Origin of the sequence: Bartonella sp. HY406, assembly GCF_025449315.1 — a bacterium.
GTDB lineage: Bacteria > Pseudomonadota > Alphaproteobacteria > Rhizobiales > Rhizobiaceae > HY038.
On sequence record NZ_CP104893.1, the window covers coordinates 1,054,792 to 1,070,825 of the forward strand.

Below are 16,034 nucleotides of genomic sequence, written 5' to 3' on the forward strand. Positions count from 1 at the left end.
CTTTTGGTCTTGTTTTATCAAGTCAAAATACAAAAATATGGCTTAATAAAAAGCCTATATAAATCTATCTGACAAGGATTTAGCTATTTGTGTTGCTAATATCATTACATATAAAATTGTCAATCGATGTGATATCTAAATTCTATTAATTTTTATATAGGCAACGATATCGGTCTTTCAATTATATTACAATATATTTTATATAATAAAGAAGCAGATATTTTTTATTAAAAAAATGTAAGGTTATATCGCAAATATGTGATTTTAAAAAAACTGCAAATGAAATTTATATAGTTCTCCACTTGTATTGTAGTAGAGCTACTCTATTTTAAAATTAAAATTTCGACAATGGGTATTAAAAGTGAATAGATTAAATAATACACACTTAAAAGTTATTAAAACTGATGAAGAGTGGCAAGAACAGCTTACCCCTATTCAATATCAGATTACGCGGCAGCATGGTACCGAGCGAGCGTTTTCCAGTCCAGATTTTGATACGTCTCATCCGGGCATATTCCGTTGTATTTGCTGTGGCAATGCTCTGTATGATTCATCTGATAAATATGAATCTGGTACTGGTTGGCCAAGCTTTAGCCAACCTATTAAAGAAGATGCAGTTATTTGTGTTGATGATCATTCCTATGGAATGGAGCGTACTGAAATTCGTTGTGCTGATTGTGACGCACATCTTGGCCATGTTTTTCCTGATGGCCCTCCACCTACTGGCCTTAGATTTTGTATGAATGGTCACGCGTTAAGCTATGATCAACAAAGTATTAATTCTTATTGATAGTGTTTTTTTTGATGCTTAAATATTAACAATGTTTCTTTATTTAAGTGTGTGTTAGCATTTTTAAAGGATAAAAAGGTGGTTGATTATTTTGATCAGTCACCTTTTTAATAAATATAAACCTAATAATTTATTTTAATAAATATTATTGTTTGGATAGCCTAATTTATATAATCCATATAAGTTTTATACATTGTTGAAACAAAGCTACTCATCTTCTTCATCTAGGCTTAAAACACCACCGGTTTGACGTGACCAAAGTTTTGCGTAGATGCCATTTTGTGCTAAAAGCTCCTCATGGGTTCCATCTTCTACGATTATACCTTTTTCCATGATAATTAGGCGGTCCATAGCGGCAATGGTTGAAAGACGATGGGCAATTGCAAGTACAGTTTTGCCTTCCATCAATCTCATCAAATTTTCTTGAATAGCAAATTCTGCTTCGGAATCGAGAGCTGATGTTGCTTCATCAAGAATGAGAATCGGTGCATCTTTGAGCATAACCCTTGCAATGGCAATACGTTGGCGTTGGCCACCAGAAAGTCTGGCACCGCGCTCGCCAACTTGCGCATCAAAACCTGTATTTCCGGAGTGATCGCGTAATTGGTCGATAAAATCAGCAGCTTCTGCATCACTTACTGCAGCTATCACGTCATCATGGCTAGCATCAGGACGGCCATATATGATGTTTTCGCGCAATGAGCGGTGCAGCAATGCAGTATCTTGCGTCACCATCCCTATATTAGCTCTAAGTGATTCTTGGCTGACATTGGCGATATTTTGCCCGTCAATCAGGATACGACCGGTCTCAACGTCAAAAAAGCGTAAAAGCAAGTTAACAAGGGTTGATTTACCCGCACCAGAACGGCCAACAATACCAACTTTTTGCCCTGGCAAAATATTCAAGTTCAAGTTACTGATAACACCTTTACCTTTGCCATAATGAAAACCAATATTTTCAAAACGAATATCACCTTTGGTGACAATAAGCGGCTTGGCATCAGGCTTATCTTCAATAAGGCGTGGGCGGGCAATAGAATTAATGCCATCTGCAACAATGCCGATATTTTCAAATAATGCCGACATTTCCCACATAATCCATTGTGCCATGCCATTAAGACGCAATACAAGACCAATGGCGACAGCAACGGCACCAACCATTACTGCGCCGTTAACCCAAAGATACAGTCCTAATGCGCCAACAACAAAAAGAAGTAGGCAATTACTTGCATAAACACCAAAGGAAACTAACGAAATAAGTCGCATCTGTTTATGAACAGTTGTTTGAAAGCCAATAAATGCATCACGCGCATGGGTTTCTTCGCGTTGATTATGGGAAAAAAGTTTGACTGTGGCTATATTGGTATAGGTATCAACAACGCGCCCCGTCATCAGCGAACGCGCGTCCGCCTGTGCTTCTGAAGCACGGCGCAATTTTGGAATGAAAAAACTAAGAATTGCGATATAAGTTAATAACCAACCAATAAAAGGCAGCATTAGCCGCCAATCGGCGCTTGCGGCAAGAATTAACGTACCGATAAAATAAACAATGACATAATTTAATACATCAAATAGTTTCATGATAGTTTCACGCACCGATAATGCAGTTTGCATAACCTTTGCGGAAATCCGTCCAGAAAATTCATTTTGGAAATAACTAATTGATTGGCCTAATAAATAGCGATGAATAAGCCAACGAATACGCATCGGATAATTGCCAAGCAAAGTCTGATGCATAATTAAGGAATGGATACCAACAGTTACCGGCAATAGTACCAATACAATAAAAGCAATAAAACCTAGCTTGCCCGATTGGTTGGCAAGAAATGTTTGAGGGCTTTCTGATGACAACCAATTAACAATATTGCCTAAAAATCCAAATAGTGAAACTTCCATTATAGCTATAAGCGCGGTAAACACCGCCATTAAAGCAAGCCATCCCCAAACGCCCTTTGTATAATGAATGCAAAATGCAACAAGGCCGCGTGGTGGCATTGTTGGTGGATCGGCAGGAAAAGCATCAAGCCTGCGCTCAAACCATCCAAACATGTATTATCTCCTTTTAACGGGTCACAAATTACCGTTATAAATATTAGTTTTGCACTGTTTTTGATTATAGGTGCTAAGGATATAGGGAATTACAATTGCCATTAAAGGCTAAATTCCATCAATATAATAATTAATTGAAATGATTATATCGTAAGCAGTTTATTACAACAAGCCGAGTTTTAAAAACTTAACAATATGAGCTTTAAGCGCTTAAAGCTGAATATAGATAGTTTGGGTAATGGGATGCATGCAAAAAGTAAATTATGTTGAACTTTTTGTCTAAATCCGTTTAATGCCTTATATCATATTTTCATTTTCTATGGTTTTTTATTCAATGACGTTACAGCTCGCTTTATACCAACCCGATATCCCTGGTAATACTGGCACTATCATTCGCCTTGGTGCATGTCTTGATATAGGTATCAATATTATTGAACCTGCGGGGTTTGATATTTCTGACCGTAATTTAAAAAGAGCGGGCATGGATTATGTGGAGTTAGCCCATTTACGCCGCCATCAAGATTGGCAAGAATTTACGAGATCGATGGCTGAAGAAGAGCGTCGCATCATTTTATTCACCACTCATTCTGATAAAGCCTATTATGATTTTTCGTTTAAAGCTAATGATTGCTTGCTTTTTGGACGTGAATCCGCAGGCGTTCCTGAATATGTCCATAATTTTGCATTTGAAAGAGTTACGATTCCAATGAGCCCACATGCGCGCTCGCTTAATTTGGCTTTGAGCGTTGCTATGGCCGCAGGCGAAGCTAAGCGGCAAATTTTGTTAACAGATTAAGCATTGAATTAGATATTATTGGCAAATTTTATGTTTTATGAAACTCTGTTGTTGATAGGAAAACGTAATATAAGTTAATAAGTTTCTAGCTTACTAAGGTAATCTGCATATAAAGCTGTGTAAAGCTTGTATGGAGCATTGCAGTTCTCGGTTAGACATAGAACAATTGCTAAGCACCATCAATTTAACCAATTGTTAAGAGAACGCTTATGAAAATGCCATTGATTCCAAGTGATATACCGGCAGATATTGACGAGAAAAAAACTCAGGTTTCAAAATGGTTTGAAGATTTGCGCGACCGTATTTGCCTAAGTTTTGAACAAATTGAGCGTGATCTTGAAGGGCCGTTAAGTGAATATTTGCCTGCAAAATTTGAGCGTATCCCTTGGCAAAAGCAAGGTGGTTTGCAAGGTGGTGGTGTAAGATCTGTTCTTCATGGCCGCGTTTTTGAAAAAGCGGCGATTATGACCTCGACAGTATTTGGCGAGATTGAACCAGAATTGCGCAAGGCAATACCCGGCGCCGAGGAAGATCCGCGTTATTGGTCTTCTGCTATTTCTTTAATCGCCCATCCTCAAAGCCCTCATGTACCAACTGTTCATATGAATACGCGGCTTATTGTAACAACGCGCCAGTGGTTTGGTGGTGGTGCAGATTTAACCCCAATGCTTAGTGAGCGGCGCACCCAGCAAGATAGCGATAGCGTTGCATTTCATAAAGCATTTCGCTTTGTTTGTGATAAGCACAAGGATGTTGCTGATTATGACAAGCTTAAAAAATGGTGCGATGATTATTTTTATTTAAAACATCGCCAAGAACCGCGTGGTATTGGCGGTGTTTTTTATGATTGGCTGCACTCTAGTGAAGAGCAGGGCGGCTTTGATGCCGATTTGGATTTTACTCGTGATATTGGTCGCGCTTTTGCAGTTGTATATCCCTATATTGTAAGGCAAAATTTTAACAAACCATGGACAGAGGAACAGCGCGAAGAGCAGCTTATTCAACGTGGTCGTTATGCCGAATTTAATCTACTTTATGATCGCGGAACGCTTTTTGGTTTAAAAACCGGTGGCAATGTTGATGCTATTCTTTCCTCTTTACCGCCTGCCGTGCGCTGGCCTTAAGGTTTTTATAGTTTATCAAAAATTAGATGCGCTGCCCAGATTACAATATTTGGGTGGCGTTTTTATTTAGTGATAAGGTTTTAACTATTTCGCTGTGTGCATTTTGGGTCTATCGTCTATAGATCGAAAGGGGGCTTTCAATGAAAAAAATCCTTGGTCTGCTCGTCACATTTTTTGTTGCGCATTATTGTTTGATTGGTTGGTTATCCGCTCAAAATTTGGTTGACACTGGCACAAGGGACACCCCGTCCTCCTATAGTTATTTTGATAAGGCTCCAAGAAGTGTTTTTACGCTTGCCCAAAAAATTGAACGCAAACAAGATATCACCCTTGCAGAAGTAAAAGCATTACCAGATGGTGCGCTTAACGCGCGTTATGACGCTGAGATCACTTTGTTATTTTTTGCCGCTCGGCACTATAATTTACAAGCTATTGATATTTTACTGCAAGCGGGGGCTGATCCCGATATGGTTGATAGACCATCTCAAAAATCTGCACGTGATTTTACTTTTTATATAGCCAATGTTTCATCTCCGGATGGTGTTGAAAAGACAATGAAATATAGAACGAAACTTTTAAGCATTTATTTGAAAAATGGTGGCGATCCTAATCATGAATTAACCTCTGGTGCTAAGACACCAATCATTGCTTTAACAATATTGATGGGTAATACTGCTGGGGCACGTCTGTTAATCGATAATGGCGCTGATCCTATCAAAATTTCGCAGACAGGTCTTTCAGCCGCAACCATGTTGGCAATTCGTCGAGATGATGAAAGTAATCAGTTACTCAAAGATATTATCTGCAATGGTGCATATGATCATGCAACAGAAGAGCAGATCCGAAAAATTATTACTTATTTGAAGCCATTGGGTGCGACTGATTTAGAGCGCGAAGAAAATCAAAGAAAATTAGCGATGTTTATATTAAAAAGACATCCTAATTTTAAGGATAATGTTTCAACAAAATATATATTTAACGGTCCGATTCCATGGAAGACCATCGGTGAAACAAGTGATGAGGTGTTATGTAAATGATAGCTTTTTAGCTAATCAGCCCAAATTAATGAATAATTTTAGGCTGATTATTTTAATAAAGACGGATTACGTATTAATCATGTGTTGAATGGTGGTTATTATTTTTTGTTTTCAACAGTGATACAACAACACCAATTGTTAAAATACCAAAAGTAATAATTAACGACCAAATCGCGGGGAATTTATCCCAATTCATGAGGTCCGCAATAAACATTTTACTGCCAATGAAAATAAGCAATACTGAAAGTGCATATTTCAAATAGGCAAAGCGGTGTAACACAGCGGCCAACGCAAAAAACAACGCACGAAGACCTAATATCGCAAAAATATTTGACGTATAAACAATAAATGGGTCAGTTGTAATGGTAAATACTGCTGGTACTGAATCTACTGCAAAAATAATATCGGTAAATTCTACCATTATGAGTGCAAGGAAAAGCGGTGTTGCAAAACGCAATAATTTGCCGTTCTGTGGCTGTTTAACAAAAAACTTATTGCCATGAAGATCATCCGTAACGCGCAAATATTTGCGCGCAAAGCGCAATACAGGATTACGGCTCATATCAGGCTCTGCTTCATCTTTGGCAAAAAGCATCTTGATACCCGTAAAGATAAGAAATGCTGCAAAAAGATAAAGAACGAAATGATAATTGGCTACGATAGCGGAGCCAAAGCCGATCATTAAACCGCGCAATATGATAACGCCTAAAACACCCCAGAATAAAACGCGGTGTTGATATTGGCGAGGAATAGCCAGCATGGAGAAAATAAGCGCAATGACAAAAATATTGTCAAGCGACAGGGTTTTTTCAACGACAAAGGCGGTTAAATATTGCGCTGTTTCGGTAGCGCCCATTTGCCAATAAACAATGCCAGAAAAAGCAACGCCAAGACTAATATAAAAGGCGGATAATTTTAAACTTTTACCGATTTCAATTTCATGGTCACCACGGTTAAAAAGACCAAGGTCTAGCACGAGAAGAAATAAAACAATTACAAGGAAAAATAGCCACAGCCAAATTGGGGTGCCTAGAAAAGGCATAAAAAACATGTCCATAAAGACCTCAATTAATTGGAAGAGATCCACAGACAATAGCGGGCGGACCTCAAGATAACTCGAAGTGGTCCGACATCGCAGTTTTTCAAATTAAACTACCAGAGGGGCCCGGCCCATGCAAACAAGATAGAGCTGCCTTTTACTTAATTCAAGGGCGAGGCTCAAAAAAATTAAACCATATCAGCTTGAGGTAAAATGAATGGCACATGGGCTGGGGGCAGGGCATTGACTGGTAGATAGCAATTATAAATATTTTGTAGATTTGCCGCGGTGATAACCTCTTGCGGTATGCCTTTGGCAGCAATCTTACCTTTTTGCATTAAAATAAGATGATCAGCATAGCGGGCTGCAAGGTTCAAGTCATGCAAAATAGCAATGACCCCACCGCCTTGTTTCACAAAATCTTTGGCGATATTCATAACCGTTAATTGATGTTCTATATCAAGGGCGGCAACTGGCTCATCAAGCATTAGCCAGCAAGGCTTGCCTTCATATTCTGGCTGCCAAATTTGGCATAAAACACGGGCAAGCTGAACGCGTGCTTGTTCACCACCTGAAAGCTCTTGGTAAAATTTTGCATGGTAATCAACTAAGTCCACTTTACTTAAAGCGGCATAAATTAATTCATCATCACTAGCTAATAAGCGGCCATTGCCTGCTGATAGGCCAATTGCCACCACTTCACGCACTAAAAACGGAAAAGACATGGTACTGGCTTGAGGCAAAACAGCGCGTTGGCAAGCAAGTTGCCATGCTTTTATATGACGTGTATTTCGCCCATTGATGTAAATATCACCGCTATATTGTAACTCGCCGCAAAGTGCGCTGAGTAAAGTTGTTTTGCCAGAACCATTTGGACCGATAATAACAGTTAATTCACCCGCTTTAATATTAATAGCTAAGTCTTCAATGATGGTTTTTTTGCCGCGATTGACGCTAAGGTTTTCAACTTTTATCATCATAACATCATCCCGCGTTGGCGCAGCAAAATCCAAAGAAAGAAGGGAGCACCAAGAAGCGCTGTTATTATGCCAATGGGCAATTCGGCCGGATAAACCACTATGCGGGCAATATAATCGGCAAAGATAACAAGGCAAGCGCCAAGAAGTGCGGAGCATGGAATAAGATAGCGATGGTTGGGGCCGATAATTAGCCGCAATATATGAGGTATAACAATACCAACAAAACCAATGCCACCACTTACCGCGACTGCCGCACCACACATTAAGGCCACCAAAACAATTGAAATGTTTTTAAGTCTTTGTACCGGAAACCCTAAATGGCCTGCCACTGCCTCACCAAGTGCCAAGGCATTTAAGCCATTTGCTAAAAATGGCGCTACGCATAGGCCAAGAACAATAAATGGTGCTGCAATGATTACTTTTTGCATGGTTGTACCTACCAGAGAGCCTAGGCTCCAAAAGGTAATGTCACGCAATTGTTGATCACTTGCTTTAAAGACCAATACGCCAATAATTGCACCAATAAGCGCAGCAATGGCAATGCCTGCCAAAAGCATGGTTGCAATAGATGTCTTTCCATTGTGCGTGGCGATTGAATAAAGTAATAAGGTTATAACCAAACTACATAGAAAAGCACTAAAAACAATGCCAAACGAGCCTATGATTGGGCTGATACTTATTGGAATAATGTGACCTAATACGATGAATATCACCGCACCAAAGCCAGCACCTGCTGATACGCCAACAATGCCAGGGTCTGCCAACGGGTTGCGAAACAAGCCTTGCATTAAAACGCCGCAAACAGCAAGGGCACTACCAACAAATACGCCAAGAATAACCCTTGGTAAGCGAATATCGATCAGTACCAGATAATCTTGTGTTGCTTGCACTTGTTCAAAATTTTCGGCACTAAAATAATGGCTAATCAACCTTAGCAATGAAACATCTGTTTGCCCTAATAAAAGGCCGCAAAGCACGCTAGCAATGAAAATTGGAACAAGGGCAATTAATACTAATTGACCACGAAGACTTCTGTCACCTTTTCGCATTGCCGCAAGAGTTTCGCTCTTTGGCACAGGCGCAGTGTGGCTCGACAAAGACATTATTTTTCCTATTTCGATTGATTTTGGCCATAAAGCAATTCTGCAACATCACGTGCTGCTGCGGCCGTACGTGGGCCAAAGCCAAGCAAATAAAGCCCATCCATGTCTTTAATCATATTATTTTTAGCTGCAGGGGTTGCAAGAACGGCCGGCAAATCGGTAAGTTGGGTGGTAACAGGGCGGCCTGGAAATGGTGACATCGACAAGATCATATCAGGTTTTGCAGCTAGCAATGCTTCATCGTTTAAGAGTTTATAGCCATCAAATCCAGTGATTGCGTTTTCTGCACCTGCAAGCTTAATGATGCCATCAGCTGCCGTATTGCTACCAGCCGCCATAACGCGACCATTTTGTACGGAAAGTACAAAGAGAATTTTTTTCTTTTCTGTAACCTTATTCGTCAACTCATCGGTTTTATTAAAATCTTCATTAAGTTTGGTAATAAGCTCATCGGCTTTGTCTTCAAGCATTAGGGCTTTACCAACACTGCGCACTTTGGTGATAACACCATCTCGGCTAAAGCTTTCTGGCACAACAACCATTGGCACCGACGCTTTTTCTAAAATATCAATTGTAGGCTTTGGGCCGCTACCTTCAACTAGCAAAATACCCTTTGGTGCAAGTGATAAAATGCTTTCAGCTGAAAGGGCGCGCATATAGCCAATATCTGGTAAAGCTTTGGCAGCTTCGGGATAGATGCTGGTCATATCGCGGCCAATGATCCTATCTTGTGCGTCAAGTGCATAAACAATCTCAGTTAATGCGCCGCCAATGACAATAATTTTGGAGTCTTTAGGTAAAACTTCGGTTTCCGCGCTTTGTGCGGTATGGCTAACCGAAAATAAGCACAGAATAAGAGTTGTTTGGATAAGTATCTTTTGCCAAAGAGAAAATGGCTTTTTGATAGTTTTATAAAACATCGTGTTATCCTGTGATTAATGTTGATGATATTTTTGATAGTTAAATTTGGTTCAGCAGCATGATGAAGGGCAATAATATTCGCTATACAAACTGATTTTACTTAGAGGAAAATTTATAGGTAATTTTCCTCTAAACCGTATTATGTATGTTTAGGCAACTGCGCTTTGCTCTAAGCGTGGTAGGGATGCCATCAGGTCGCTCCATGCGCTTAGTTCTTTTTCGCCTTCTTGACGTTTGCCAAAGAATTGAATGATAAGATTATTATCCTTATCAAACACTTCCATAGAGGTGATTTCGCCGTCTTTGGTTGGCTTTTTTACAGCCCAAATTTTTTCAACATTAGGTTCCAATAAATGGAGGTGGAATTGCTCATCCATAATATTGGTCCATTCACCATAAGGTTTGACTGGGCCAATTTTACCGGTGAAGATTTGAATGCAACCACGATTACCAACAAAGCACATAATTGGTAAATCTTGTTCATGAGATTTATCAAGCATGGTTTTGATCGCACTTTTATCCAATTCGTAAGCAAAACGATCGCCAACAATATGGTTTGCTTCATGGCGCTCAACTTGCATATCTTTTAAAATATTATGCAATTGATGCACATCTTTCATTTCACTCCAGCGGCGACGGAATTCTTCAATATCAACATCGCCTTCACGCTTTGCCGCTTCTTTCGTAAAAGGCTCAACGCTGATCATGTCGGTTGGTGTGCCAAGTGAATTCTGGTCAGCAAAAGCTTTCCATGCATCATGGTCGGTGCCTTCATGTTCATAAATCTTAAATACAGCAGTACCAAATTTGTCAAAATATTGGATGCTATTGTATTTTTTGCCCATGATCTCGACTTGCTTTTCAAACGCAAAAGCCCAGTTTTTATTGAAAATGCGCAAGTCAATTTCGCCTAATGTGAGCGATGCCCCCTCACCATAAAAGGTTTTTTCAAAATGTCCGCGCATTTCATGTACGGCTGAATCATTGCGTACGATGCATAAGACTTTACCAAAAGTTTTAGCCTTTTCTAAAAGATCCGCAATATCTACCTTTAATTGGCGGGCTTCACTATTACAGGCATAGGCGCAAATGAGTTCAGCTTCAGTGATGCCGATAGACTTCACAAAATCGCGTTCGCGCAGTTTCACGCCACTTTCAGCGACTGCGGCTTTATGTTTGGTGATGATGTCTTGTGCTTTTGCGTTCAACATGGAAAATTCCTATTTGTTTAATATTAGCTTGCCAAAGCGCGTTTTCTTTAAGCGATAGGTGGTATTTTCGTGAATGATAATAACTTCACGACTATTTTTAAAAAGTTGAGCGCTATCTATGATTGGCGGTGTAAGCAATGTCGCAGTAGACAGATCTGCATCATCTGCTAACTTATTTTTTACCGCATCTCCCATGATCATTCCCATTTTATTTCTCCGTTTTTTAAGAGCCGCGCTATAAAAGGGAAAAGCGCATTAAGGGTTGGTATTTGTTGCTTCGTTAAACTTAGTTAGACAAGATAAATTGTAATAGTCTAGAAGACGCAATAAACAAATTTTTTATAACTATCAATTACTTAACACGCCAAATTAACAAAGTTGTATAAAGAGGTAGGATAGACCTACCTCTTTATATTGATTTAAAATTTTTGAATGAATGATAGTTTGAAACTACGGCCTGGTTCGCTAAAAAACTCTTTAGGATAGGATGTTGAAGAACGTAGGTTCAAAGCATTCCAATAGGTTTTATCAAAAAGATTATAAACACCTGCTTGTAAGCGTGGACCTTTTTCACCCATTGGTTCCCACCAACCAGTTAAATCAACAACAGCATAACCAGGGGCGCGTGCATAATCTGAATTTTTAGCTACTTTATTACGTTTGCCAGCGGCTGTTAAATTAACATCTGCACCCCAAATTTCTTGTGCATAGCCTAAACCAACCATGCCCTTTAAAGGTGGAACTGAGTTTAGATATTCATCCTTATCGGTGTCGCGTCCTTCAGCATAGGCAAGGGCAAAATTTGTATGCCAACCATTACCAATTTGCCAATGACCTTTTGCTTCAACGCCAGAAATAGTAACGCGTGCACGGTTAATATTTTCAAAGCGACCAAGTGGGAATTCTCTATTACCGGCTAAGCTAACTTGGTCGATGAAATTCTTGTAACGGTTGCTAAACACACTAATTGAGCCACCTAAATCTTTGTCGCCAAGTTGAACACCAATATCAAAACCATTGCTTGTTTCTGGTTTTAAATCTGGATTGCCGCGGGTGTAATAGAACCCTGGGTTAGTGTAGTTGAAATAGAGTTCAGAGGCAGTTGGAGCGCGAAATGCCTGAGCCCATTGTGCGTAAAGTGTGACCTTATTGGCAACATCCCATTCACCACGTAACTTAGGTGAAAAGCGTGAATCGCTTTGCGAATCTGGATAGCCAGTGAAGCCAGAATTTTGTTCATAGCGTGCACTGTGTTTTGGATCGCGTTCATACCAGTCAAACCGGCCACCTGGTGTAATTCTTACGCGACCATCATAAAATGCAATTTCATCTTCAAAAGCAAAACCAAAATTTTTACTTTCTGTTGTAGGTGAATCTGCTTGATTAACGTGCATGAATTGGCAGGTCATGAAAGGGCGTGTGTAGGGTGGGGGTGGGCAGCTATCTTCACCACCAGCATATTGCTGATATTTTGAAAATGAGGTGTCAATTGCAACACGGACGGTATGGGTTGTTGCCCCCAATTGCAATGTTTTAAAACCATTGACATTGAAGCCATATACACGTTCTTCCGTCTGCGCGTCGCGTAAGTAAAAGCCTGTTGGTACAGGAATACGATTACCATATTGGCTAGTTTCTAAGCGTTGGCGCTGCCAGTAAATATTAGCATGTGCTTCATCTAGCCAACCATCACCATTACCCATGTAATCATAAGATGCAGAAAAACGTTCACGTTTTTTCGTTTGATCTTCATAGAATGTACCTGGCGTATAAGTGCGTACGGCTTGATTTAAGCCATGTGTGGTGCCGTCAAAATAAAATCGTTCAGCCGTGAAGCCAAAGCGATGCTCTTTACCGACATGCTGATAAACTTTGAAAAGCAAATTATTATTATCAAAGTCTGCTGGATTAGCGATTGAGCGCTCAACGCCATAACCACTAACAGAACCATTATTTTCGCGCTGTTTGCCGCCAACATAACCGCCTTGCAATAAGAAATAAGTATTATTTGCGCGCACAGCAAACGCTTCATCAATATGCCAGCTGCGATTAGATGAATCGTAGCTTCCTTTAGTAAGGGAGGCCCAGTTCTTGTCACCGGTCAAAAGGTCTTCTGGGTCAAGAGTACGGAGCATAACAACACCGCCAAGTGCACCTGAACCATAAAGGCTAGAATCTGAACCGCGCACAATATCAAGACTTGAAAGCGAAGAGATGTTAAATGAGGAAATGCCCCCTGTTAGATTTCGGCTTGATGGATCAGGGAACCAAGTAATAGGTACGCCATCAATTGTCGTTAAAACACGGTTTTGATCAAGTCCGCGGATGGTAAAACTATCGGAGCCCCGGCTATAAGAAATAGCAGGATCAAGCCGTGAGATATCATTAATATCATCAACCTGTTTTTTGGCAATTGTCTCGCCTGAAATACTATCTGTTAATACTGTAGCTTTACGGTCAAGTCTTTCTTTTTTACCTTCAACCACGACAGTATCTAGCGTTTGAGAATCAGAAGTTGCATTTGTAGTCTGATTCGTTGTTTGTGCTGATGCAGGGCTTGCTGCGCAAATGGCAATAACGCCAAATGCTGCGTAATGTTTTAAACGCTTTAATTGTAACCAATACATTAAGATACCATCCTTCTCAATTCTTTTGAAAAGCTTTGGCTTGCCACATTAGATTGGCTGGCTACGCTTCATATCATGAATAGTCACTATTAAACATGATACTAACAGTCAAGAAAAAAGTTGATTTTTATCATTTGGACTGGTTTAATAACAGGGGTGATGATCCGTTATATATTTAAGGATAATAAGTTATGTATATCGCAATGAACCGTTTCAAAGTCAATAAAGGTAATGAAGCCGAGTTTGAAACTATCTGGAGAGAGCGTGAAAGCCGTTTAAAAGAATTACCGGGCTTTGTAGAGTTTCATTTACTTAAATGCGACACTGATAAGGATGAAAATACCAGCCTCTATTCTTCACATGCTATTTGGAAAGATCGTGAAGATTTTATCAGTTGGACAAAGTCAGAGCAATTCCGCGATGCCCATAAGGGTGCTGGTGAACGCCGCCATGTTTTTGCAGGCCCTCCACATTTTGAAGGTTTTGAAGTTATTTTGTCTGAAAAGGCTTGATCTCTGAATAATCGGCTGCTTTGCCTTTGTTTGTTTTAAAAAATAGTACAAAGCAGCCATTTTAAAAAAATACAGTTAAGTGAGCTCTAGTTACTTATTTGAAGCGTCCATTTTTTATTGTTTTTGATAAGTTTTTGGTTGAATAATGTTTTGATTTCATCTTGATGCGTGATGCAGACAACTATTGTATCGGGACAATGCTTTTTCAATAAAGACATGGATTGAAATGCGTTATTGTGATCAAGTTGATTGGTTGCTTCATCAAGAAAAAGAATATCTGGTTGGTAAAGTATAGCGCGGGCTATAGAGAGGCGCTGCTGCTCTCCACCTGATAATATTTGTTGCCAATTGTCATTATGGTCTATTTTGTCGCCTAAGCTTAGGCTTAGCAATTTCAGTGTATCCTTTATTATTTCATCATCGTAGTTATTCTTTGCTGGGTAGCTAATGACAGTGCGTAGCGAGCCTTTAAACAAATAAGGCGTTTGTGGTAAAAAGAGCATGCGTCCGTGAAGCGTACGATCTCCCTGGCAAAACGGCCAGAGTCCAGCTAAATAGCGTAAAAATGTTGTTTTTCCTGCACCGCTTTTACCATCAACCAAAAGCCAATCGCTTTTTTCAAGTTTAATATCAGGAAAATAGCCCAATGGTGTCTTATCTGGATAAAAAAGTTGAACATTTTTGAAGGAAAGAAATGCGCTTTTCTGGTTACCTTGTTGCTTGGATCGATCATTGTCGCTTTGAGTGTTTTTTGTGGCTATAGGGCAAATATTTAACGCTGTATCAAATTCGGCCAAGCGTTTGATGAATGATGACCATTCAATCAAACGCTTATAATAAGTGGCTATCCAGCCAAAGCCATCAGCAACAATGGCAAAGGCACTTTGTATTTGCATCACGTCGCCAAAGGTTATGGTTTTATTTAAAAAAAATGGTAACACCGCAATAATTGGAATAAAGTTAGTTAAGCGAAATTGGAATGCAGTAATAGATTCTAATTTTATCTCAGCTTTGATGATTTTAAACCAATTATCGCCAATGGCGTCAAATAGTTGCTTTTGCTGTTTATTTTCGGATGCTTCACCATTATAAAATGCAACTTCTTCACTTTTTTCCGTCAGTCGTACCAGTTTGGCCCTATAATCAGCTTCCCTGTGTTGGCGATCTATATTGAGAGAAAGTAATATTTTGCCGATCCAATGGATAATTAATGTTGATATAACGCCATAGGCCAGGGCTATCCAGAATACATAGCCATGCAATGTATATTGTGCATCATTTAAGGTGATATCAACGAGCGGTGAAAGATTCCACAAAATGACAATAAAGGTTAGCAATCGCGTTGCATGGGTTAATAGCGATTTGAATAAAAAAACGCTTTCAGCCGTGAATAATCTTATGTCTTCGGCTATACGTTGATCTGGATTATCAGGATATTGGTTGAAGCGCAGCATATAATGGCGATGGTCATCTAGCCATTTGTCACTAAAGTAATTGTTCAGTTCTCGTCGCCATAAAAACACTAAAATTTTGCCGAATGCACTGCCAACAACAATGCTTAAAACAACAATTGATAAATAAAATATATAAATAAAAATTAAGTGTAATGCCGCTTCACCATCAAATTGCTGAAGCGCATCGTAGAACAGCTTTTGCCATTCATTGATAAAAACACTCATATATACAAACAGGAATTGGCAGCTTATGGTTAGGATAAGCGAAGCCCAAATTTGCCAATTAAATGGTTTAAGGCTGAAAGGTGCCAAAAATAGTTTGAAATAATAGGAATATTTCATCTCGGCCTTATTTAAAAATTTGTTAATTTAAGTTTTATTGCTTTAATAT

At 39.5% G+C, this 16,034-nt stretch carries 14 protein-coding genes; 5 read left to right on the forward strand and 9 right to left on the reverse strand.

The features are described 5' to 3' along the window. Nucleotides 1-361 precede the first annotated feature (361 nt). Nucleotides 362-790 (forward strand): peptide-methionine (R)-S-oxide reductase MsrB, encoded by a 429-nt coding sequence (gene msrB, locus N6B01_RS04430; protein ID WP_262080108.1) that lies wholly within the window; start codon nucleotides 362-364, stop codon nucleotides 788-790. A gap of 207 nt (nucleotides 791-997) precedes the next feature. Here msrB and N6B01_RS04435 read toward each other — a convergent pair whose 3' ends face one another. Further along, nucleotides 998-2,839, reverse strand: a complete 1,842-nt coding sequence (locus N6B01_RS04435; protein ID WP_262080109.1) for an ABC transporter ATP-binding protein — start codon at nucleotides 2,837-2,839, stop codon at nucleotides 998-1,000. A 334-nt stretch (nucleotides 2,840-3,173) separates the two neighbouring features. On the opposite strand from N6B01_RS04435, the gene N6B01_RS04440 reads away from it, so the two are divergent. From N6B01_RS04440 to N6B01_RS04450, 3 genes are all read left to right on the forward strand, one after another. Next, nucleotides 3,174-3,635 (forward strand): tRNA (cytidine(34)-2'-O)-methyltransferase, encoded by a 462-nt coding sequence (locus N6B01_RS04440; RefSeq protein WP_262080110.1) that lies wholly within the window; start codon nucleotides 3,174-3,176, stop codon nucleotides 3,633-3,635. A gap of 209 nt (nucleotides 3,636-3,844) precedes the next feature. After that, on the forward strand, nucleotides 3,845-4,759 hold the full coding sequence (hemF, locus tag N6B01_RS04445) for an oxygen-dependent coproporphyrinogen oxidase (protein WP_182419109.1): 915 nt from the start codon (nucleotides 3,845-3,847) through the stop codon (nucleotides 4,757-4,759). A gap of 140 nt (nucleotides 4,760-4,899) precedes the next feature. Then, nucleotides 4,900-5,796 carry an ankyrin repeat domain-containing protein gene (locus N6B01_RS04450; protein WP_262080111.1) on the forward strand — a complete coding sequence of 299 codons (897 nt, stop codon included), beginning with the start codon at nucleotides 4,900-4,902 and terminating at the stop codon, nucleotides 5,794-5,796. A gap of 73 nt (nucleotides 5,797-5,869) precedes the next feature. Here the strand turns inward: N6B01_RS04450 and N6B01_RS04455 are convergent, their stop codons facing one another. From N6B01_RS04455 to N6B01_RS04485, 7 genes are all read right to left on the reverse strand, one after another. Continuing rightward, nucleotides 5,870-6,853 carry a TerC family protein gene (locus N6B01_RS04455; protein WP_262080112.1) on the reverse strand — a complete coding sequence of 328 codons (984 nt, stop codon included), beginning with the start codon at nucleotides 6,851-6,853 and terminating at the stop codon, nucleotides 5,870-5,872. Nucleotides 6,854-7,023: 170 nt separating this feature from the next. Further along, nucleotides 7,024-7,812, reverse strand: coding sequence for a heme ABC transporter ATP-binding protein (locus N6B01_RS04460; protein WP_262080575.1), 789 nt, complete (start codon nucleotides 7,810-7,812; stop codon nucleotides 7,024-7,026). Then, on the reverse strand, nucleotides 7,812-8,918 hold the full coding sequence (locus tag N6B01_RS04465) for a FecCD family ABC transporter permease (protein WP_410007232.1): 1,107 nt from the start codon (nucleotides 8,916-8,918) through the stop codon (nucleotides 7,812-7,814). Before N6B01_RS04465 ends, N6B01_RS04460 begins: the two co-directional genes overlap by 1 nt. 8 nt (nucleotides 8,919-8,926) lie before the next feature. After that, nucleotides 8,927-9,838, reverse strand: a complete 912-nt coding sequence (locus N6B01_RS04470) for a heme/hemin ABC transporter substrate-binding protein (protein ID WP_182419113.1) — start codon at nucleotides 9,836-9,838, stop codon at nucleotides 8,927-8,929. Nucleotides 9,839-9,988: 150 nt separating this feature from the next. Further along, nucleotides 9,989-11,050 carry a hemin-degrading factor gene (locus N6B01_RS04475; protein ID WP_262080113.1) on the reverse strand — a complete coding sequence of 354 codons (1,062 nt, stop codon included), beginning with the start codon at nucleotides 11,048-11,050 and terminating at the stop codon, nucleotides 9,989-9,991. A 9-nt stretch (nucleotides 11,051-11,059) separates the two neighbouring features. Next, the gene (hemP, locus tag N6B01_RS04480; protein ID WP_246708140.1) at nucleotides 11,060-11,257 is read right to left on the reverse strand and encodes a hemin uptake protein HemP; all 198 of its coding nucleotides are present in this window, start codon (nucleotides 11,255-11,257) and stop codon (nucleotides 11,060-11,062) included. Between the two features lie 212 nt (nucleotides 11,258-11,469). Further along, a complete protein-coding gene (locus N6B01_RS04485; RefSeq protein ID WP_262080114.1) occupies nucleotides 11,470-13,677 on the reverse strand; it encodes a TonB-dependent hemoglobin/transferrin/lactoferrin family receptor in 2,208 nt (735 codons plus the stop codon). Nucleotides 13,678-13,868: 191 nt separating this feature from the next. Between N6B01_RS04485 and N6B01_RS04490 the strand changes: the two genes are divergently transcribed. After that, complete coding sequence (locus N6B01_RS04490) at nucleotides 13,869-14,189, forward strand: heme-degrading protein HmuQ (protein WP_182419116.1); 321 nt, start codon at nucleotides 13,869-13,871, stop codon at nucleotides 14,187-14,189. 86 nt (nucleotides 14,190-14,275) lie between these two features. On the opposite strand, the gene N6B01_RS04495 is transcribed toward N6B01_RS04490, so the two are convergent. Beyond that, nucleotides 14,276-15,985 (reverse strand): ABC transporter ATP-binding protein/permease, encoded by a 1,710-nt coding sequence (locus N6B01_RS04495; RefSeq protein ID WP_262080115.1) that lies wholly within the window; start codon nucleotides 15,983-15,985, stop codon nucleotides 14,276-14,278. Nucleotides 15,986-16,034 lie beyond the last annotated feature (49 nt).